Genomic DNA, 19753 nt, shown 5'->3' on the forward strand with positions numbered 1-19753 from the left:
ATCCACTATTTGAGGAATTGCAATGAATATCAACCTCACATTGATTGGTCAAGCGATTGCGTTTGCATTCTTTGTTGCATTCTGCATGAAGTTTGTTTGGCCACCACTAATCAATGCGATTAGTGAGCGTCAGCGTAAAATTGCTGATGGCTTAAATGCAGCAGAAAAAGCGAAAGCTGATCTTGCCGATGCACAATCGCAAGTAAAGCAAGAGCTTGATGCAGCTAAAGCACAAGCGGCTCAATTGATCGAACAAGCGAACCGTCGTGCAGCACAATTGATCGAAGAAGCTCGTACTCAAGCTGCGGCTGAAGGTGAGCGTATTCGTCAACAGGCTAAAGAAGCTGTTGATCAAGATATCAATTCTGCTCGCGAAGAATTACGTCAACAAGTAGCTGCTTTGGCAGTAACTGGCGCAGAAAAAATCCTGAACCAGCAAGTTGACGCAGAAGCTCATAATGCCATGCTGTCTCAGCTGGCTGCTAAACTTTAAGAGAGGCGAATCATGGCTGAACTCTTGACGTTGGCACGTCCGTATGCCAAAGCAGCATTTGCTTATGCTTCTGAGCAAGGTGCAACAGACAATTGGTCGAATGCGTTACAAGTGCTCAGTGCTGCGGTGCAAGACGAAGCATTTTCCGCTTATTTAAATCGCCCTGAACTTACTCCTGTGGAGCAAGTGAAGCTTTTTGCTAAAGTTTTAGGTGAAGGTCAATCTCAAGCAGTGTCTAACTTTTTGACACTTCTTGCAGATAACGATCGTTTAATGTTGTTACCTGAAATTGAAGCAGAATATGAACAGCTTAAATCACAGAATAACAACAATGTGGATGTCGTGATTGAATCGGCTTTCCCATTAACTGCTGAACAAGAGCAATTGTTGAAATCTGCTTTAGAAAAGCGTTTCAACAGTACTGTAACTGTTTCAGTTGAAGTTAAACCTGAGCTTATTGCAGGTGTTGTAATTCGTGCAGGCGATCAAGTGATAGATGATTCTGCGCTTAACAAGCTTGAAAAAATGCGTACTCGTCTTCTTGCATAATGCAAATGATGAAGACTGAACTAATAAAAGATTGAGGAATAGCGCAATGCAACAACTGAATCCATCCGAGATCAGTGCGCTCATTAAACAGCGTATCAGCGATCTGGACACCAGCGCGACCGCTAAAAACGAAGGTACCATTGTTATGGTATCCGACGGTATCGTGCGCATTCACGGTCTTGCTGATGCAATGTACGGTGAAATGATCGAATTTGACGGCGGCTTATTTGGTATGGCACTGAACCTAGAACAGGATTCAGTGGGTGCCGTTGTCTTAGGTAACTACTTAAGCCTTCAAGAAGGTCAAAAAGCTCGTTGTACAGGTCGTGTACTTGAAGTTCCAGTTGGTCCGGAACTTCTTGGCCGTGTTGTCGACGCTTTGGGTAACCCAATTGATGGTAAAGGCCCAATTGATGCAAAATTAACTGATGCTGTTGAAAAAGTAGCACCGGGCGTAATTTGGCGTCAATCTGTAGACGAACCTGTTCAAACTGGTTACAAATCAGTTGATACCATGATTCCTGTGGGTCGTGGTCAGCGTGAGTTGATTATTGGTGACCGTCAAACTGGTAAAACAGCGATGGCGATCGATGCGATTATCGCTCAGAAAAACTCTGGCATTAAATGCGTATACGTTGCGATTGGTCAAAAACAATCAACAATTGCAAACGTTGTACGTAAGCTAGAAGAAACTGGCGCTATGGCGTATACAACTGTTGTCGCTGCTGCGGCTGCTGATCCTGCTGCAATGCAGTACTTAGCTCCGTACTCTGGCTGTACAATGGGTGAATACTTCCGTGACCGCGGTGAAGACGCTCTTATTATTTATGATGATTTGTCTAAGCAAGCAGTTGCTTACCGTCAAATTTCATTACTTTTACGTCGTCCACCAGGTCGTGAAGCGTATCCGGGTGACGTATTCTATCTTCACTCACGTCTTCTTGAACGTGCTTCTCGTGTATCTGCTGACTACGTTGAGAAATTCACTAATGGCGCAGTAACTGGTAAAACTGGTTCTTTAACTGCATTGCCAATTATTGAAACTCAAGCAGGTGACGTATCTGCATTCGTACCAACGAACGTAATTTCGATTACTGACGGTCAGATCTTCTTAGAAACATCATTATTCAACGCAGGTATTCGTCCTGCTGTGAACGCGGGTATCTCTGTATCTCGTGTTGGTGGTTCTGCTCAAACTAAGATCATCAAAAAATTGTCTGGTGGTATCCGTACTGCTTTAGCACAATACCGTGAATTGGCTGCGTTTGCTCAGTTCGCTTCTGACCTTGATGAAGCAACTCGTAAGCAACTTGAACATGGTCAACGTGTAACTGAGTTAATGAAGCAAAAGCAATATGCTCCTTACTCAATTGCTGACCAAGCTGTTTCTGTTTATGCATCTAACGAAGGCTATATGGCTGACGTAGAAGTTAAGAAAATCGTAGACTTTGATGCTGCGTTAATTTCTTACTTCCGCGCAGAATATGCTCCGTTGATGAAACAAATCGATGAAACTGGTGATTACAACAAAGACATCGAAGCAGCAATCAAAGCAGGTATTGAAAGCTTTAAAGCGACTCAAACTTACTAAGTTCAGTTTTAGTTAAGTTTGGTTCACGGATCAACCTTCGGAAGCTCGAAAGAGCTTTCGAATACTAGGTTAAGCGTATGGCAAATTTAAAAGAAATTCGCGCCAAAGTAGCTAGTATCAAGAGCACGCAAAAGATTACTCGCGCGATGCAAATGGTAGCTGCTTCTAAAATGCGTCGTGCGCAAGAGCGCATGGCTCAGGGCCGTCCGTATGCCGATAATATGCGCCGTGTAATTGCTCACTTGGTCCAAGCAAACCCTGAATACAAACACCGTTATATGGTTGATCGCCCAGTTAAGCGCGTTGGCTATATCGTAGTGTCTTCAGATCGTGGTTTGGCAGGTGGCTTGAACATTAACTTGTTCAAGAAAGTTGTGCAGCATGTCAAAGCACAACAGCAGCAGTCAATTGAAGTTGAATTTGCTTTAATTGGTCAAAAAGCGGTTTCGTTTTTTAAGAATTACGGCGGTAAAGTGCTTGGTGCAACTACCCAACTTGGCGATGCGCCGAGTTTGGAACAGTTAACTGGCTCAGTACAAGTTATGCTTGATGCATTTGATAAGGGCGAATTAGATCGTATCTACCTCGTATCAAATGGCTTCGTTAATGCAATGACTCAGCAGCCTAAAGTAGAACAACTTGTTCCTTTAGCACCAGCAGAAGAAGGCGATGATCTCAACCGTACTTATGGTTGGGACTATATCTACGAACCAGAAGCAGAAGAATTGTTAAATGGTTTGTTGGTTCGCTATATCGAGTCTATGGTTTATCAAGGTGTGATTGAAAACGTTGCATGTGAGCAGTCAGCTCGTATGGTCGCGATGAAAGCAGCGACAGACAACGCAGGACAACTGATTAAAGACCTACAACTCATTTACAACAAGCTGCGTCAAGCCGCGATTACTCAGGAAATTTCCGAGATCGTTGGCGGTGCCGCTGCCGTTTAACATTATTAAGTTTGAATTGAGGAGACAGCAATGAGTAGCGGTCGTATCATTCAGATCATCGGCGCGGTTATCGACGTCGAGTTTGAGCGCAATAGCGTTCCTAAGATCTATGACGCTCTCCAAGTTGACGGTACTGAAACTACATTAGAAGTTCAGCAACAGCTTGGCGATGGTGTTGTTCGTACCATCGCAATGGGTTCTACAGAAGGTCTTAAACGTGGCCTTAACGTAACCAGCACAAATGCACCGATTTCTGTTCCAGTAGGTCCAGCTACGCTTGGTCGTATCATGGACGTTTTGGGTCGCCCGATTGATGAAGCAGGTCCTGTAGCGACTGAAGAGCGTTTGCCGATTCACCGTGAAGCACCTTCTTATGCTGAACAAGCAGCTTCTACTGATCTTTTAGAAACTGGTATTAAAGTAATTGACTTACTTTGCCCGTTTGCGAAAGGTGGTAAAGTTGGTTTATTCGGTGGTGCGGGTGTTGGTAAAACCGTTAACATGATGGAGTTGATCAACAACATCGCGAAAGCTCACTCAGGTTTATCTGTGTTTGCTGGTGTTGGTGAGCGTACTCGTGAAGGTAACGACTTCTATCACGAAATGAAAGATTCTAACGTTCTTGACAAAGTAGCAATGGTCTACGGTCAGATGAACGAGCCACCAGGTAACCGTTTACGCGTAGCGTTAACTGGTTTGACTATGGCTGAATACTTCCGTGATCAGAAAGACGAAAATGGTAAAGGTCGTGACGTATTATTATTCGTCGACAACATCTACCGTTATACACTTGCAGGTACTGAAGTATCAGCATTGTTAGGTCGTATGCCATCTGCGGTAGGTTACCAACCTACACTTGCAGAAGAAATGGGTGTTCTTCAAGAGCGTATTACATCTACTAAATCTGGTTCGATCACATCGATCCAAGCAGTATATGTACCTGCCGATGACTTAACAGATCCATCGCCTGCAACTACATTTGCTCACTTAGATGCAACAGTAGTATTGAGCCGTGACATCGCATCTTCTGGTATCTATCCAGCGATCGATCCACTTGACTCAACTTCACGTCAGTTAGACCCATTAGTTGTTGGTCAAGAGCATTATGAAATTGCTCGTTCTGTACAGAACGTATTGCAACGTTATAAAGAGCTTAAAGACATTATCGCAATCTTGGGTATGGATGAGTTAGCTGAAGAAGATAAATTGGTTGTTTACCGTGCGCGTAAAATCCAACGTTTCTTCTCTCAACCATTCCACGTAGCTGAAGTGTTTACTGGTGCTCCTGGTAAATTAGTACCACTTAAAGAAACGATTCGTGGCTTTAAAGGTCTATTAGCTGGTGAATACGATCACATCCCAGAACAAGCGTTCTATATGGTTGGTGGTATTGACGAAGTGATTGCTAAAGCTGAGAAACTCTAATTTAAGGAGATCATCTCATGGCGACTATGCAATGTGATGTCGTAAGTGTTAAAGAGTCTATTTACTCTGGCGCAGTGACGATGTTAATCGCGAAAGGTGCTGGTGGTGAGCTTGGTATTTTACCAGGACACGCTCCACTCGTAACCTTGCTTCAACCGGGCCCGATTCGTGTTCAGTTGGAAAATGGTACAGAAGAAATCGTCTATGTATCTGGCGGTGTTTTAGAAGTTCAACCTCATGTTGTAACGGTTCTTGCAGATACTGCAATCCGTGCAGACAATTTGGATGAAGCTGCAATTTTAGAAGCACGTAAAAATGCTGAACAATTGCTTGCGAACCAAAAGAGTGATTTGGACTCAGCTGCTGCTTTGGCATCTCTATCAGAGATCTCAGGCCAGCTTGAAACAATCCGTAAAATCAAAAACCGCGCTCAATAAGACGCGGTTCGAGATTGAAAAAGCCACCGTAAGGTGGCTTTTTTTATAAGTTAATTTTTAAGATTCAGATTTTGAGTCTGATTTTTCATCTCCAGCCATAATCATGGCAGCAAGCTTCACCATATCCATTTGAATAGTATTTAGCTGTTTTTCAATTTGGTCAAAATTGATTTGATCTAATTTCCCATTTAATAACGGCATACTAAGAGCTTGTTGATTGGCATGTAGTAAACTTTGGCGGATATTCTCAATTTCCTGACTTTTGATATCTAAGGTGAGAAGGGCTTGATTTAAACCTTGTAATTGCTGTTTTAAAGTTGAAACAGTTGTTTTTAATTCACTTTGATTCTTATCTTGAATTGCTTGTTCAACGTCAAGTTGAGTGTCTTTAAGCTGTTCAACATAATCTCCAGCTTTAAGCTGTAAATTAGCAGCATCTCGAACCATATAAAAAATATTGCCGCTTTTGAGTTCAGTTTTGCTTGGAACAATATCTGATTCTTGTCGTTCAATAGCTTGATCAGATGCCTGTTCACTTATTTCAGTATTTTCTTGTTCAGTAGCATGATCTCGTGCTTGATCACACCCGAGTAAAAGCATGCCTGAGGCAAAAATTACAAAAGGAAGAAATGCACCCTGTAAAACTTTTTTCATAACTACAAACAACATCAAATAAAGCAAATAGGTACTATAGGCATAAAATATGGAGAAAGATTGTATTTTTGCAAACAAACAACACTTTGAGCAGATAATAAAAAAGAGCGTATAAAACGCTCTTTTTCACGTTTTTAAAAACGTTATTTTGCTAATTCTGCTTCAACGGCTTTAACAATTTGTTCGTCATCTGCAGTTAGGTTTGGAGCAAAACGAGCCACTACTTCGCCATTTTTATTAATTAAGAATTTTTCAAAGTTCCATAAAACTTCTGGAGCTGGATTAGTTGGAATACCTAAACCTTCTAAGCGTTCACGGAAAGGTCCTTCACCATTACGTTCTGGTTGAGCTGATGTCAAAGTTGCATACAGTGGATGCTTATCTTCACCTGCAACAGATACTTTAGAAAATAAAGGGAAGTGAACATCGTAATTTAATGAACAGAATTGCTGAATTTCTTCATCAGAGCCTGGTTCTTGTTCCTTAAAGTTGTTTGCAGGGAAACCTAAAATTTCAAAACCTTGATCTTTCTTGGCTTGATAAAGCTTTTCTAAGCCTTCGTATTGTGGAGTTAAACCACATTTAGAAGCAGTATTTACAATAAGTAAAACTTTCCCTTTGTATTGTTCGAGGTCAACCATTTCGCCTGAAATGGCTTTTACTGGAATGTGATATACAGATTGTGTCATGAGTCTTTCCTAAAGATTGTAATTGATATCAAGTAACGCATTTGTTTTAACTGCTATTGATGGGCAGTGCAATAATATTCGTGTTCTAAAAAGAAAAAGATTTTAAAAGATAAACTGAATTTTAGTTATTTCTCATTTGGATAGGTGTTTGCCCTGTATAACGTTTAAAAAACTCGATAAAACTTGAGCTATGTTGATAACCTAAATCGTAAGCTAAACGCTTAATGGATGTCCCTTGGCGGATCTGATGAATGGCATAAACAATTTTGGCTCGGTTACGCCATTCCGATAACGAAAGCTGAAGCTCTTGTTGACTCAAACGTAATAAGTGGCGATCACTGACCGAGAAATTTTGTAGTAACTGCTGTAAAGAGTGATCAAAAAGTAATGGGTCTGAGAGTTTTTCTAGAATAGGCAATAAAACAGGATGACGCGTTTGAGGTAAATAGTGTGAATATGCAGGAGCTTGTTTAAGTTGATCGAATAAAACTTGTAAAAGATGTTCTAAATATTCAGGTTTTCCAGTTTGTTTTTGCTGTTCGAGAATTTGTAAAACTAAGGTTCGAAAGAAAGGCTGAATACTAAAGCATTTACAGACGTCTCCTAAAATAGAACAGAGGCTAGGGTGTAGTCGAATACAGATATAATGAATTTCATGGTCGATGTGAGTAGATTGATGAACTGTTTGAGGAGGAATCCAAAGCCCATAGCTTGGAGGAGATAAGTAGATTTGTTCCTCTACTTGCATTTCCAAAATGCCATTCAAACTGAAATTAAAATCTCCCCAGAGGGATGCATGAGGACGAACAATATCTTCTTTTTGATATAGAAATTCATGAACTTCTATACTGTTCAATAAAGAAAATTGTTGGTCCTCATTTTTCATTTATTTACTCTGAATAATATTTTAATTTTCACAAGTCGCTTTAGGATTATTTAAACCTTTTGCTAAGGTAAATGTACTTAGTAATGCTAGGGCAACAAAGCTTAATACACCATAAATTAAAGTATTTTCATTGAAATGATCAACTACATATCCACCTAATAATGAACCTGTCGCAATCATCACCTGAAACATACCTACAAAAAGAGGCATACCTTTTTCAACCGCATTTGGTGCATGTACAAACATCCAAATATTTGCTGAGGTAGGGAAAGCGCCAAATGCGAAGCCCCATAAAGCTGTTAAGACAATAGCACCAAATTCATGAATGGCAAAAAGTGGGAATCCAAAAAATACAATTGCAAAGCAAGCGCTAACAAAAGCAAGTGTATATCGGACATTTAAATTGCCGCTATAGCCGGCAAACGCATTTCCGAAAATACCTGCAATTCCATAGAGCAATAGTAATGAACTAATTGTTGTGCCGTTAAAGCCTGCAATATTTTTGAAGAAAGGTGCTAAATAGCTATAAGCACAAAAATGAGCAAGTCCAATCAGTAAAACAATCAACATACCACTACGTGCTTTAGGAGTGCGTAATAGTGCTGGCAAATCTCTTATGTGAATTGCGGAGTCTGGAACAAGTTTAGGTAAAAAGATTAACTGTAAGATTAAAACAACTAAGCCAATGCCTGCTGTAATTCCAAAAGCACTGCGCCAACCATAAAATTCACTTAACCATGTTCCAATCGGAACCCCTAAAACTGTCGCAAAAGTTACACCAGCCATTACTACAGCTGTTGCTTTAGCAATAGGAAGATGTGAAGGAGCTAATTTCCCACTTAAAGCAATTGCTGTCGCCCAGAAACCCCCAATCGAAATTCCTAAAATTAAGCGACTGAGCAATAAAATATGGAAGTTTTCTGCAAAGGCTGTAATGGTATTGGCAATAACCATAATGGCTGTCAGCAAGATAAGCACATAACGCCGATCAAGTTGTTTCACAGATACAGGTAATAGAGGGGCGGCAATTGCTGCCATAATGCCGGGTACAGTAATAATAAGACCGGCTGTACCTACAGAAATATTTAAATCTGTTGCAACACTATTTAAAACACCAACAGGTAAAAATTCACTTGTTACTAATGCAAACGCTGCAATCGCAACGGCCAAAATGGCAAACCAGCTCCCTTGAGGGGAGGTCGTGGGTCGCGCTTTAGAAATAGAAGATTGGTCCATAGGAAATCCTTACTTGGCTAAATTTAGAGTGAAGAAAGGCAATTTATTAATTAACTAACGATCATTATGAAAATAAAATAGTTGATAAAAAATCGAACGTCAATTAATTTAATAACGATTGTTATAAAAATAGATGTGATCTTTATGACAAATAGGCATGAAACGAATTTAGCTGTTACAGAAGACGCGCTGAAAAAAAAGCGTGGACGTCCTAAATGCTTTGATGAACAACAGGTTTTGCAAAAAGCAATGTTGCTGTTTTGGGAGCATGGTTATGAAGCAACGTCTATTAGTGATTTAACACAAGCTTTGGAAATTACAGCACCTAGCTTATACAGTGCCTTCGGCGACAAAGAAGGGCTGTTTTACAGATGTGTTGATTACTATTTAGCTCATGAAGGATGTCCGATTGACACTATATTTGTAGAAGCAAAAACTACAAAAATTGCTGTTGAGTTATATCTTTATGACATTGTTAAAAGATTGGTTCAGCCGAATAAGCCAGCAGGTTGTATGGTGGTCGTTGCTGCTATGAATTGCTCTGATGCAACTCAAGATGTACAGCAAAATCTATTAGATAAGCGCATAAAGACAAAAGAAAAATTATTAAAACGCCTTCAGCAAGGTGTAGAGCAGGGGGATTTATCTTCTCATGCTCCTTTACAGGAAATGACTGATTTTTATACCACTGTCATTCAAGGGCTGACTATTCAAGCGAGAGATGGTGCGAGTAGCGAGCAATTACATAAAGTGGTAGGTCATGCGGTGAAAGCTTGGACATTATTTTAGATTCTAGAAAAAGATGATGTCCTAAGTTCAATATCAATGTCGGAAATACGATATTTCAATTTATTAAGACATTCTTCAAAATAAAATCTCTTTTGTAGATGGTGTATTACTATGAGTCAGGTCATGAAATATCACAAATGGGCATTTATTTTTCCCATTTTGGCAGTACTGATTTGGTCTTTAAACATTGTAGTCACCCGCTATGTTTCGGATTATATTTCTCCGGTAAGTATTAGTTTTTATCGGTGGTTAATCGCTTTTATTATTTTAACACCGTTTATGCTCTTACCTGTTTGGAGACAAAGACGATTATTAATACCATATTTACCTAAGCTGGCTGTGTTAAGTGCATTTGGGATGGTGCTTTATCAAGGACTTGCTTATACGGCTGCCCATTATACCAGTGCAACCAATATGGGAATTGTGAATGCATTTATTCCTATCTTTACAATCTTTGTTTCGCTTGCGATTTTAAAAGATGTGCCTAATCGATTTGCAGTTTTTGGCAGCATTTTATCTTTCGCTGGTTTGCTATATGTTATGTCCCAAGGAAATATTAGCCACTTATTAAGTGGAGGCGGGCATCTTGGTGATGCATTGATGATTATTGCCGTATTCTTCTACGCATTTTATGGGGTTTTCCTTAAAAAATGGCAGCTTCCACTTCCAATCATGACAAGCTTATATGTTCAGATTGGATTCTCTGTAATATTTCATCTGCCTTTAATTTTTTGGTTCGGACTAGATGCTTTAAATGCACAAAATGCGCCAAGTGCTATTTATGCAGGTGTATTCGCTTCACTCATTGCACCGTTAGTTTGGATGTTGGCTGTTCAACAATTGGGTCCCAATAGAACAAGTATTTTTATGAATTTGGTTCCTGTTTTTACAGCAATTATTGCAAGCATTTGGTTGTCTGAGCAATGGACCATCTATCACACAATAGGTGGGATTGTTATCTTAATTGGTATCATTATGGCTCAGAAAAAAGTCAGTCCTAAAAAGAACAGCTTAATGCAAGAGCAAAACTAAAGTCGTTAAAAAAACTATGGCATATTTTGAAAAAAACTGATGAAAATATGCCATTTTTTTCTTAGTTAAAGTTTTTCTATATGATTTATAAATAGTTTATAAGAATAGATTGAAATATAAATATTAAAAAAGCCGAGTAAAAATATTAATATAATTTTAATTTATAAGCGAAAATTCGTAAATTCCCTACACTTTTCATGCTTTTTTTAGAGAAATAATATATTTCTCTCATTTGATCTCTTACTACATAATAGCGACCACTACGAAAGACGTGCTTTTTTTGCAAATTATCTTTCGTTGCAGAGATATCCAAACCCTCTGGATGCGGTATATACCCATCCTTTTTTATGCTCAGTTATCCCTATATAACTGAGCTTTTTTTTGTCTGAAATTAGGCGCGAATAATCTCTCCAGTGAGAGCATTAATAATTCTACTTGGTTGTTGACTTTGGCCTAAGTCACCATTGAGATAGTTTAATTGTGAACCAAAGTATTGGCAGGCATCTTGTAGTGAATGAGCAGGTTCTTGCCCACTTGGGTTGGCACTCGTCGAGACAATAAAACCATGAAAAGCATTGCATAATGCCACACACAAAGGATGTGTGGTGACTCGAACAGCAACAAGTGGATGTTCACCTTTAATCCATGAAGGAATATGTTCGCCAGCAGGTAATAGCCAAGTTGTGGCTCTTTCTGAAGGTTGATGATTCGTCCAACAATCAATAATTTCTTGTTGGGTTGTTTGAGGTAGCGAAGTTAGTAGATGCTCAACTTGGCTAATATGACCTGCTAATAAAATCACTCCCTTTTCAATAGGCCTTTGCTTTAACTCAAGAATCTTTTGAAAAGCCTGTTCGTTAAAAGGGTCGCAACCTAACCCCCAAACTGCCTCAGTTGGATATGCCAAAACTTGACCTTGTTGTAAACATTCGGCTGCTTCGGTAACTGAGGTGGTAATCATGGTAATACTCTTCCTTTCAATCAAACAGAATTGCTATTGCGCTCCAGCACTAAGAGCGACAACGTAAATACAGCCCTGATTGTTGCATACATAAACCAAGTAGTTCTAGTTCCATGAGTGAAGAGGTGAGTTCTGCCACAGGTTGTGAGTGGTGTATGACAAGCTGATCAATATTTTGTCCGACCCAGTCTAAAGACTGATAAAGGTTAATCAAATGTTCAGGAATTTCTGGGGCACAAGAAACCACGACCTCTTCAGTTGAGTTTTGTTGCTGACTTTGCCATTGAGTAGGTAAAGCAAGATCTTCAATAATTTGTTCAGGATGATCGACTAAAATGGCTCCCTCACGAATAAGTTGATGGCAGCCCTGATGAAACTCACTGTAAATGTGACCAGGAATGGCAAATACGGTTTTACCTTGCTCAGCAGCTTTGTTCGCAGTAATGAGAGAACCACTTTTTAAAGTAGCTTCCACCACTAACACACCTAAACTCAGACCACTGACAATTCGGTTCCTACGAGGGAAATGCTGCTGTAATGGTAGCGTACCGGGCAAAAACTCAGTAATGATGGCGCCGTTTTGAGCCAAGATCTGTTCTGCGAGTTTTTTATTTTGGGCAGGGTAGGTACTGTCTAAACCGGTCCCTGTCACAGCGATCGTGCGTTGATGTGCTGAAGCTCCTTGGTGAGCAGCTTCGTCAATCCCATATGCCAAACCACTACTTATATAAAATCCTTTTTCACTTAAGTAATAGGCAAAATCATAAGCAACCTGACGACCATGCGGGCTTGGTTTTCGACTACCTACAATCGCAATTTGTGGTTGTAACAAAGCTTGCGCTTGGCCTTTCCCAAATATGATGGGTGGATGGTCTGTATAAGGTAGTAATTGCGTAGGATAGCCAAGGTCTTCTGACGTTAAAATAAAGTCGGTATATTGCTGGATCTGCTCAATTAGTTTTTCAAACTGAGCCTGACCCTGAGCAGTTTGAAATTCATCTACGCGTTTTAAATGATTAGTATGTAACCCGAGATTGCACCATTGAGATAACCCAGCAGGTTGGACCGCTTTTTCACAGCTACCAAAATAATTGACAATTTTTTTGAAGCTAACTAAGGAGTGTTGCACCAAATACCACACTTTAAGCGTGTGGTAATGGTGTGAAGAAAGTTGAGTAAGCATTGTAAATGGTATATCCAGCGTTAATCATCAAAACGAGGTGGCTGAATACTTGAACCAACTTTAATAGGTAGGTCACTTTCTAATACGTAGGCATAGCTAAGCTGATCAAAGGTTCTGAAAACCATCAGACTACCAATCTGTTGTCCAGGCAACTGTATTGGTTCTTTGGTTTTAGGGTCTCGAATGGTTTCACCTTTTTGAGTAATATCAAAAACTTGTCCTACTTGAATCCCTTGTGCTGTACCTCGGTCCAAAGTCACCACACTATTTTTTGCAGCGCTGCCAATTGAACCCATTACACGAATGATCTTGCCAGCATCTGTAACTTGAGTGGCATCTACCGGATAAAATAAAGTAGGTAATGTAGCTTCTTCTTCTGGCATAACCCGATCACCACGGCGTACTTCGGAATTGTAGCTATCAGTTAACTCAAGCGTTGTTATGTCCTTTTCAGAAGAGATCGCAATCCCTGAAGCAACTTGTTGCAGTTCAATACCTAGACTATGCTTTTTACCTTTACTGTCTGTGAAATAATAAGGTTCGCCTTCACGGTAGACTGCATAACGTTGACCATTAACTAAACCTTGTCCACGCGCATAAATGGTTTGACCTCTTGCGGCAAGCACGCGTTGATCAGCAGTACCCACAATATAAGGAGTGTGTTCAATTGCATCGGCTGGCAAAATTGTGCTGTGTTCTAACCACTGCTTGATATGTTCAAGTGGAATAACAGGCACATTGTCGTTAAGCGATTCCACACGAACTTGAGGTTGCAAGTTTGTCATTTGGCCTGTGTAGCGACGAATAATACCAACGCAACCATCTCCCTCATCTTTACCGATCAATGGTCGACCCGCTAAACTGCATAACAACAAGCGGTCACCAGGATAAATCCAGTGTGGATTTTTGACATGTTGATTATTTGCCCAGATTTCTGGCCAGCGCCAAGGTTTACTTAAGAAATGACCGGAAATATCCCACAGCGTATCTCCGCGTTTTACAACGTAGACATGTGGTGCATTGCTTTTTAGAGAGGGTGGATTATGGTTCGGACTAGCAGCATGAACCTCTGCTACTGTACCCATTGCAACCCCTGTAAAAAGTGCGAAAGCAAGTAAATGCTTTTTTATCCCCAAAGCATGAAATTCAACCATGCCGTTAAAAACCTTTTTCATTATGATAATTCCTAAAAATTATGCGTGCAGATGCGTTATAATAGGCGGCTAACACACAATTTTTCGATGAAGTATTTCCTTCATTTGGTTTTTCAATCAATGGCATAAGTGAGGACGTCAGTATGGCCTTATTACCTATTTTAAGTTTTCCTGATCCCCGTCTTCGTACCATTGCTAAGCCTGTTGAAGAAGTTACTGATGAAATTCGTCAACTTGCAGCAGATATGCTTGAAACCATGTATGCCGCACCCGGTATTGGTTTAGCAGCTTCACAAGTAGATCGTCATATTCAGTTAATCGTTATAGATTTATCTGAAGCTAAAGATGAACCCTTGGTTTTTATTAACCCCAAAATCACTCCACTGACAGAAGATAAGCAGCAGTACGAAGAAGGCTGCCTATCGGTGCCACAAATATACGACAAAGTTGAGCGCCCGTCACGTGTGAAAATTGAGGCAATTAACCTTGAAGGTCAAGCATTTGAGATAGAAGCTGATGGACTTCTCGCTGTTTGTATCCAACATGAAATGGATCACTTAAATGGCAAATTATTTGTGGATTATTTGTCGCCACTTAAACGTCAGCGTGCTCGAGAAAAAGTCGAAAAAGTTGTTCGTCAACGTGAGCGTGAAAAAGTTGCAGTAAAACGTTAAAAATTTCTATTCTTGAAACATTAATATAGTGTGGATGTGATTTTTGGTTTTTCGTAGTGGTTTACTGCTTGCATGTGCAGCAGTATTTTTACAGGTTGCGGTATTTCTACAGCCGCTATTACCGAAGCAATATCAAATTGCTCCGGTCTGTGAAACTATTACTCGTGCTTTGCTTAAACCTAAAGCACAAATGGAAACCATGTCACATACCATGCATTCACATCATGAACATCATATTGAACAGGCACAAGCTTCTGGGCAACATGATCATCATGATGCAAATCACCAGTGTCAATATTGTACCGTCTATGCCAATCTGGTTTTACCACCTGAATTTGGTGTAAAAGAAGTTTTAGTCCGCATACAAGTCCGCTTAGTTGCCTATCAACAAGCATTTCGACATGTTTACTTTGCGCTACAGCGACTTTTCCTACTCCCGCAAGGGCGCGCACCGCCTCTATTTGCATAAATAAAAGCAATTTTTTGTTGGGGTCTTAACTGACTTCAATATCACTTTATTTATGTTTTAGAGCGTATAAAAATGCCACATTCTAAATTCTTATTACAGCCTCTATGGGTTGCGATGCTTGCTGTCTCTCATTCGGGTCTAGTTTTTGCTGATTCAGAAAGAAATGATGCTGATACCAAAACACTTCACTCATTAGCACCTATTGTTGTTACAGCACAGCAAGGCAATGATGCAAATGGTCTGATTGTACATGCCGACCCGAAACAGCCCATTCAGCCAGTACCTGCTACAGATGGGGCAGATTATCTACAAAGTATTATGGGTTTTAACTCAATACAAAGCGGTGGAACAAATGGTGATGTGACCTTCCGAGGCATGTTTGGTTCACGTATCAAAATTTTGACAGATGGAACAGAAAACCTAGGTGCATGTCCAAACCGTATGGATGCTCCAACTTCTTATATCTCTCCAGAAAGTTATGATCGTATTTCTGTCATTAAAGGTCCCCAAACTGTTCAATATGCCAATACAGGTTCTGCTGCAACAGTCCTTTTTGAACGTCAGCCTGAGAAACTCACCTCTGAAAAACCTTATCGTGGGCAAGCGAGTGTCTTGCTAGGTTCATATGGACGTATTGACCATAACGTTGAGGCGGCAATTGGTGATGAAAAGAAATATATTCGTTTAAATGCTAACCGTTCAGAGTCTAATAGTTATCAAGATGGTGATGGCAATACCGTGCCTTCAGCATGGAAAAAGTGGAATGCTGATGTAGCACTTGGCTTCACTCCAGATGAAGACACTTGGATCGAACTCACTGGTGGGAAATCGGATGGTGAATCGCTTTATGCTGGACGTTCAATGGATGGTTCTCAGTTTGCGCGTGAAAGCTTAGGGCTACGTTTTGAAAAGAAAAACATCACTGATGTCATTAAGAAAATTGAAGGGCAGGTGAACTACAGCTATAACGACCATATTATGGATAACTTTAGCTTACGTACTCCGCCATTAGTTGAAATGAATCATGGTGGTATGACCATGTTGATGCCGAACGCGATGGCAATGCAGGTAACGCGCCGTACATTAAACTCACGTTTGGCCATGACTTCTGAATGGAATAAGTGGAGTTTGATTACAGGTGTAGATTCTCAATTCAATAAACATGGCGGTAGCATGTCATCGCCAAATATGCCTTCTATGAATGTTCCATATCGTCAAGATATGCGTTTTCAATCATACGGTGCTTTTGGTGAACTTGGTTATCAATGGAACGATCTCAACAAACTGGTCACAGGTGTGCGTTTAGATCGAGTCACAGTTGAAGATGAGCGCGCCGATTCTCAGGCAAAAGGCTTTAATACTAAACTTGAAAAGACTTTACCAAGTGCATTTGTACGCTGGGAAAACCAACATCCTGAGCATGACCTAAAAAGCTATATCGGTTTGGGTTATGTAGAGCGTATGCCTGATTATTGGGAGCTTTTCTCGCCTAAACACGGTAATGCTGGCTCAACCAATACTTTTAACGGTGTGAATCCTGAGAAAACATTACAGTTGGATATGGGCTTCCAGCAGCAACATGGTGCTTTAAATACATGGGCTTCTGCTTATGCGGGCTTAGTAGATGACTACATTTTAATGAGTTATCACCATCACCCAAGTATGGGAATGGATGGGCATGATATGAGCCATGATATTACTGCAGGTGCCAAAAATGTTGATGCAACCATTGCTGGTGCAGAAGCAGGTATTGGATATCAATTTACCGATCATATTCAGGCAGATTTGAGTGCTATGTATGCGTGGGGTAAAAACACCACAGATGACAAACCGCTACCTCAAATTTCCCCTTTAGAAGGTCGTTTAAATATTCGCTATGTAGCTGACAAATATAATTTAGGTCTGCTATGGCGAGCTGTTGCTGAGCAAAACCGCGTGAGTCTACATCAAGGTAACATCGTGGGGTATGACCTCAAACCAAGTAAAGGTTTTTCAACTCTTTCTTTAAACGGAAGTTACAACCTTCGTAAAGATATTGATGTCTCTGTTGGCGTTGATAACGTATTAGATAAAACCTATACCGAACACTTAAACAAAGCGGGTAGTGCAGGTTTTGGATTTGCGAGTGAAGAGCAATTCAATAATATCGGAAGAAATTACTGGGTTCGTATGAGCATGAAGTTTTAATAAGCTATAGCGAATGAAATGAACTGAAAATATTAATTGAATGAGAGAAATGAAATGACAAATAAATTATCGCCTGAACAATCATGGTGGGGATGGAAGTCACTTATTGTGGCTTGTATCTTGAGCTTATTGTTTATGATTATTTTTTACTTGGCGATTAACAATGAGCCTGACTACATGCCAAGTCAAAAAAATAAGCAAATGATGGAAACACCTGAGCAAATGAATCACGCTGAAATGCATAGTTCATCATCTCAATAAGTTCCTTAATATTTGAAAAATGGAAGTCTGGATAACGGGGCTTCCATTTTTTGTTTTTAGGTTCTAAAAATTATTGATGCATACTTGCTAAGGTTTTTGCCTTACCTTGATTCTGATAAAGCGTTAAGCCAAGCTTTTGTATATTGCGACCTGATTTGGATAAAAACTTTTCAACTTTTGGTGAAAGCTTCGCACCACTATAAAGTAGTGAATTACGCACAATCAAATAATAAGCAAACCATGAAGCAGACTGCTGAGGCAATCCAAGTAGTTTCATTCTTTTCTTACCAATAAAAAATTGGGTAAGTTCTAAATGTTATCGATAAGCAAGTTTTTGCTGCAAAGAGCGTAAATGCAGATATTTTCTCTCAAAAGGCTCTTTAGATAAGCTCGATCCTAATTCAACACTGCTGTGATCAGAGCGAGGATGAGCAAACTGCATCCAGTAAAGTAACCGCCAACCTTCGGATTCAGATTGAATAAGCCATTTTTCATTAATACCCATTAACCACCCAACATAACGCCAAAAATGTAAAAAACTCTTAGCTTCTTGTTTCGTTGGCCATACACCTAAAGCTCTAATACCAAGTAAAACTACACTACTAAAAGCCAAATTAGTCATTGCTAAATCAAATTGATTAAGTGGAATTCCCCAAATTTCACTATCCCAACGATCAGACTTTTTTAATTGTCGACGAACAAGTGCATGAATAAAGCGAACATAAATCGTTGACGTGAAACCTGAGCTTAAACGAGAAAACCCCTGAGGTTCAGTAATATCAACCCACCATTTTGTAGTTTCTGCTAAACGAGTACCCGCCTGTTTCTTTAATGCGCCCGTTAAAATTAGGGGCTGATTAAATCCCGGATATAAGTATCCTGCCATTAAAGATAAATCTCTAAGGATAAAACCATTATTTACTCCTAAACGATGAGTAAATTTAACAGCCTCATCAATTTGGCGCTGGTCTAACCATTCGGGCTTTTGTTCAACGTAATTAAAGAAATTTTCCAAATCAGTAGGTATCGGCTCAGAGAGGTCATTGCGGCCTTGAAATAATATCTTTTCAAAAATCATGCGATGATCTTTGGGGTTTTGCATAACCCAATCAATCACCTTATCCATTTCAACGTCCCCTTCACAAAGAGCGCGTTGTAAAGATACATATTCTGTATAGCTCGGTTGAGCTGGTTTTTCGCAACAGACATTTAAAAACTGCGTAAAAAAATTACTGTCTTGCATGTCATTAAAAGAAGCAAGTCGAGTTGGGCTAATCGTTTGCATATCGTTACTTACTTATTGAACTGAATAATAAATAGGCTAATATGAATAATTATTCGCATTCAATTCGCATTTAACGAATAAACAACTGATGAGAAAAGCTCCACAGCAACAGCGTTCAAAAATTATTGTTGACCATATTTTAGAGGCGACACAGCACTGTATTGCCCAATATGGATTACTACATACTACGACTCCTAAAATTGCAGAGAAATCTGGAGTAAGTGTAGGTTCGATTTACCAATACTTTGAGAATAAAGATCAAATCATAGAAGAACTATTACGCCGTAAAAGTGAACTATTAGGACATCAACTTAAAGAGCTAGTTATGCAGCAAGGAAATATTCCTTTAGACCTGCTCATCCCCTTGGCGATAGAGCTAGGGTTTAATGCATTAAGAGCCGATCATGGATTTTTTATAGAAGTACTGAAACATTGGCATAACTATAGCCATTCGCAAGCTGCTCAGATTTTAGAAAAGCATTTTTTTGAAGTAGGGCTATATACATTTAGTAGAAATCCTCATCAGTGGGACTTCGAACAGGTGAAGCATAAATCCTTTGTAATTATTAATAGTACGCTTTTTACGATGATGCGATATGTGAGTCAGAATAATTTTCTTATATCAGAACAACAACTTAAGCGCGAATTGTCGAGCATGATCTTGGCTTATTTAAGTCAAAAATAAATAATTAAAATAATTATTGATATAAAACAATAGGTTAAATTGGTTGTTGATTTAAAAGTGAACGCTCAAGTCATAAGTTTCTAATTTTCGCTTGCAAAGGGCTCTTAATCCTCTATAATGCACATCCATCGGCGGTGATGCAGATAAGAACTTGTTGAAAAACAGT

At 39.7% G+C, this 19753-nt stretch carries 19 protein-coding genes and 2 pseudogenes; 13 read left to right on the forward strand and 8 right to left on the reverse strand.

Annotation, left to right across the window (positions count from 1 at the left end; all coding sequences use genetic code 11):
* The first annotated feature begins 22 nt into the window (after window positions 1-22).
* The 6 genes from ODQ17_RS16785 to ODQ17_RS16810 all read left to right on the forward strand — a co-directional run bounded on the left by ODQ17_RS16785 (window position 23) and on the right by ODQ17_RS16810 (window position 5442).
* The gene (locus tag ODQ17_RS16785) at window positions 23-493 is read left to right on the forward strand and encodes a F0F1 ATP synthase subunit B (RefSeq protein ID WP_004795296.1); all 471 of its coding nucleotides are present in this window, start codon (window positions 23-25) and stop codon (window positions 491-493) included.
* 12 nt (window positions 494-505) lie between these two features.
* Window positions 506-1042 (forward strand): F0F1 ATP synthase subunit delta, encoded by a 537-nt coding sequence (locus ODQ17_RS16790; RefSeq protein ID WP_004795294.1) that lies wholly within the window; start codon window positions 506-508, stop codon window positions 1040-1042.
* A gap of 46 nt (window positions 1043-1088) precedes the next feature.
* Window positions 1089-2633 (forward strand): F0F1 ATP synthase subunit alpha, encoded by a 1545-nt coding sequence (atpA, locus tag ODQ17_RS16795; RefSeq protein WP_004795293.1) that lies wholly within the window; start codon window positions 1089-1091, stop codon window positions 2631-2633.
* 77 nt (window positions 2634-2710) lie between these two features.
* Window positions 2711-3580, forward strand: coding sequence for a F0F1 ATP synthase subunit gamma (atpG, locus tag ODQ17_RS16800; protein WP_002114131.1), 870 nt, complete (start codon window positions 2711-2713; stop codon window positions 3578-3580).
* Window positions 3581-3610: 30 nt separating this feature from the next.
* The gene (gene atpD / locus ODQ17_RS16805) at window positions 3611-5005 is read left to right on the forward strand and encodes a F0F1 ATP synthase subunit beta (RefSeq protein WP_004795290.1); all 1395 of its coding nucleotides are present in this window, start codon (window positions 3611-3613) and stop codon (window positions 5003-5005) included.
* Window positions 5006-5022: 17 nt separating this feature from the next.
* Window positions 5023-5442 carry a F0F1 ATP synthase subunit epsilon gene (locus tag ODQ17_RS16810; RefSeq protein WP_004795288.1) on the forward strand — a complete coding sequence of 140 codons (420 nt, stop codon included), beginning with the start codon at window positions 5023-5025 and terminating at the stop codon, window positions 5440-5442.
* A gap of 57 nt (window positions 5443-5499) precedes the next feature.
* Here ODQ17_RS16810 and ODQ17_RS16815 read toward each other — a convergent pair whose 3' ends face one another.
* The 4 genes from ODQ17_RS16815 to ODQ17_RS16830 all read right to left on the reverse strand — a co-directional run bounded on the left by ODQ17_RS16815 (window position 5500) and on the right by ODQ17_RS16830 (window position 8907).
* Window positions 5500-6096 (reverse strand): hypothetical protein, encoded by a 597-nt coding sequence (locus ODQ17_RS16815; protein ID WP_322905042.1) that lies wholly within the window; start codon window positions 6094-6096, stop codon window positions 5500-5502.
* Window positions 6097-6239: 143 nt separating this feature from the next.
* The gene (locus ODQ17_RS16820; protein ID WP_322905044.1) at window positions 6240-6785 is read right to left on the reverse strand and encodes a glutathione peroxidase; all 546 of its coding nucleotides are present in this window, start codon (window positions 6783-6785) and stop codon (window positions 6240-6242) included.
* Between the two features lie 121 nt (window positions 6786-6906).
* Window positions 6907-7671, reverse strand: coding sequence for an AraC family transcriptional regulator (locus ODQ17_RS16825; protein ID WP_322905046.1), 765 nt, complete (start codon window positions 7669-7671; stop codon window positions 6907-6909).
* Window positions 7672-7692: 21 nt separating this feature from the next.
* On the reverse strand, window positions 7693-8907 hold the full coding sequence (locus ODQ17_RS16830; protein ID WP_198308392.1) for an MFS transporter: 1215 nt from the start codon (window positions 8905-8907) through the stop codon (window positions 7693-7695).
* Window positions 8908-9042: 135 nt separating this feature from the next.
* Here ODQ17_RS16830 and ODQ17_RS16835 point away from each other — a divergent pair, with 135 nt between their 5' ends.
* Together ODQ17_RS16835 and ODQ17_RS16840 are read left to right on the forward strand one after the other, a co-directional pair.
* On the forward strand, window positions 9043-9696 hold the full coding sequence (locus ODQ17_RS16835) for a TetR/AcrR family transcriptional regulator (protein ID WP_322905050.1): 654 nt from the start codon (window positions 9043-9045) through the stop codon (window positions 9694-9696).
* A 111-nt stretch (window positions 9697-9807) separates the two neighbouring features.
* Window positions 9808-10728, forward strand: coding sequence for a DMT family transporter (locus ODQ17_RS16840; protein WP_322905052.1), 921 nt, complete (start codon window positions 9808-9810; stop codon window positions 10726-10728).
* A 391-nt stretch (window positions 10729-11119) separates the two neighbouring features.
* On the opposite strand, the gene ODQ17_RS16845 is transcribed toward ODQ17_RS16840, so the two are convergent.
* From ODQ17_RS16845 to ODQ17_RS16855, 3 genes are read right to left on the reverse strand one after another with little or no spacing between them, the layout of a single operon-like run.
* The gene (locus ODQ17_RS16845; RefSeq protein ID WP_013199176.1) at window positions 11120-11689 is read right to left on the reverse strand and encodes an L-threonylcarbamoyladenylate synthase; all 570 of its coding nucleotides are present in this window, start codon (window positions 11687-11689) and stop codon (window positions 11120-11122) included.
* A 49-nt stretch (window positions 11690-11738) separates the two neighbouring features.
* Entirely contained in the window at window positions 11739-12872 is a 1134-nt protein-coding gene (dprA, locus tag ODQ17_RS16850; protein ID WP_322905054.1) for a DNA-processing protein DprA, read from the reverse strand.
* A 20-nt stretch (window positions 12873-12892) separates the two neighbouring features.
* A complete protein-coding gene (locus ODQ17_RS16855; protein WP_191900723.1) occupies window positions 12893-14047 on the reverse strand; it encodes a LysM peptidoglycan-binding domain-containing protein in 1155 nt (384 codons plus the stop codon).
* 122 nt (window positions 14048-14169) lie between these two features.
* Between ODQ17_RS16855 and def the strand changes: the two genes are divergently transcribed.
* The 4 genes from def to ODQ17_RS16875 all read left to right on the forward strand — a co-directional run bounded on the left by def (window position 14170) and on the right by ODQ17_RS16875 (window position 17617).
* Entirely contained in the window at window positions 14170-14700 is a 531-nt protein-coding gene (gene def, locus ODQ17_RS16860; RefSeq protein ID WP_004795267.1) for a peptide deformylase, read from the forward strand.
* 43 nt (window positions 14701-14743) lie between these two features.
* Window positions 14744-15169, forward strand: a complete 426-nt coding sequence (locus ODQ17_RS16865) for a DUF2946 family protein (protein ID WP_005309169.1) — start codon at window positions 14744-14746, stop codon at window positions 15167-15169.
* A gap of 72 nt (window positions 15170-15241) precedes the next feature.
* Window positions 15242-17356, forward strand: a complete 2115-nt coding sequence (locus tag ODQ17_RS16870; RefSeq protein ID WP_322905057.1) for a TonB-dependent copper receptor — start codon at window positions 15242-15244, stop codon at window positions 17354-17356.
* Between the two features lie 54 nt (window positions 17357-17410).
* Window positions 17411-17617 carry a hypothetical protein gene (locus ODQ17_RS16875; protein WP_049838257.1) on the forward strand — a complete coding sequence of 69 codons (207 nt, stop codon included), beginning with the start codon at window positions 17411-17413 and terminating at the stop codon, window positions 17615-17617.
* A 70-nt stretch (window positions 17618-17687) separates the two neighbouring features.
* On the opposite strand, the pseudogene ODQ17_RS16880 reads toward ODQ17_RS16875, so the two are convergent.
* A pseudogene (locus ODQ17_RS16880) lies at window positions 17688-18902 on the reverse strand (oxygenase MpaB family protein).
* 88 nt (window positions 18903-18990) lie between these two features.
* On the opposite strand from ODQ17_RS16880, the pseudogene ODQ17_RS16885 reads away from it, so the two are divergent.
* Window positions 18991-19561, forward strand: a pseudogene (locus ODQ17_RS16885) (TetR/AcrR family transcriptional regulator).
* Window positions 19562-19753 lie beyond the last annotated feature (192 nt).

Origin of the sequence: Acinetobacter sp. IRS14 (assembly GCF_034650275.1) — a bacterium.
GTDB lineage: Bacteria > Pseudomonadota > Gammaproteobacteria > Pseudomonadales > Moraxellaceae > Acinetobacter > Acinetobacter oleivorans.

What these genes read in the sequence shown, in the direction of transcription:
- ODQ17_RS16785 (WP_004795296.1), top strand. Translation starts at nt 23, where the DNA reads ATGAATATCAACCTCACATTGATTGGTCAAGCGATTGCGTTTGCATTC.
- ODQ17_RS16790 (WP_004795294.1), top strand. Translation starts at nt 506, where the DNA reads ATGGCTGAACTCTTGACGTTGGCACGTCCGTATGCCAAAGCAGCATTT.
- atpA (WP_004795293.1), top strand. Translation starts at nt 1,089, where the DNA reads ATGCAACAACTGAATCCATCCGAGATCAGTGCGCTCATTAAACAGCGT.
- atpG (WP_002114131.1), top strand. Translation starts at nt 2,711, where the DNA reads ATGGCAAATTTAAAAGAAATTCGCGCCAAAGTAGCTAGTATCAAGAGC.
- atpD (WP_004795290.1), top strand. Translation starts at nt 3,611, where the DNA reads ATGAGTAGCGGTCGTATCATTCAGATCATCGGCGCGGTTATCGACGTC.
- ODQ17_RS16810 (WP_004795288.1), top strand. Translation starts at nt 5,023, where the DNA reads ATGGCGACTATGCAATGTGATGTCGTAAGTGTTAAAGAGTCTATTTAC.
- ODQ17_RS16815 (WP_322905042.1), bottom strand. Translation starts at nt 6,096, where the DNA reads ATGAAAAAAGTTTTACAGGGTGCATTTCTTCCTTTTGTAATTTTTGCC.
- ODQ17_RS16820 (WP_322905044.1), bottom strand. Translation starts at nt 6,785, where the DNA reads ATGACACAATCTGTATATCACATTCCAGTAAAAGCCATTTCAGGCGAA.
- ODQ17_RS16825 (WP_322905046.1), bottom strand. Translation starts at nt 7,671, where the DNA reads ATGAAAAATGAGGACCAACAATTTTCTTTATTGAACAGTATAGAAGTT.
- ODQ17_RS16830 (WP_198308392.1), bottom strand. Translation starts at nt 8,907, where the DNA reads ATGGACCAATCTTCTATTTCTAAAGCGCGACCCACGACCTCCCCTCAA.
- ODQ17_RS16840 (WP_322905052.1), top strand. Translation starts at nt 9,808, where the DNA reads ATGAGTCAGGTCATGAAATATCACAAATGGGCATTTATTTTTCCCATT.
- ODQ17_RS16845 (WP_013199176.1), bottom strand. Translation starts at nt 11,689, where the DNA reads ATGATTACCACCTCAGTTACCGAAGCAGCCGAATGTTTACAACAAGGT.
- dprA (WP_322905054.1), bottom strand. Translation starts at nt 12,872, where the DNA reads ATGCTTACTCAACTTTCTTCACACCATTACCACACGCTTAAAGTGTGG.
- ODQ17_RS16855 (WP_191900723.1), bottom strand. Translation starts at nt 14,047, where the DNA reads ATGAAAAAGGTTTTTAACGGCATGGTTGAATTTCATGCTTTGGGGATA.
- def (WP_004795267.1), top strand. Translation starts at nt 14,170, where the DNA reads ATGGCCTTATTACCTATTTTAAGTTTTCCTGATCCCCGTCTTCGTACC.
- ODQ17_RS16870 (WP_322905057.1), top strand. Translation starts at nt 15,242, where the DNA reads ATGCCACATTCTAAATTCTTATTACAGCCTCTATGGGTTGCGATGCTT.
- ODQ17_RS16875 (WP_049838257.1), top strand. Translation starts at nt 17,411, where the DNA reads ATGACAAATAAATTATCGCCTGAACAATCATGGTGGGGATGGAAGTCA.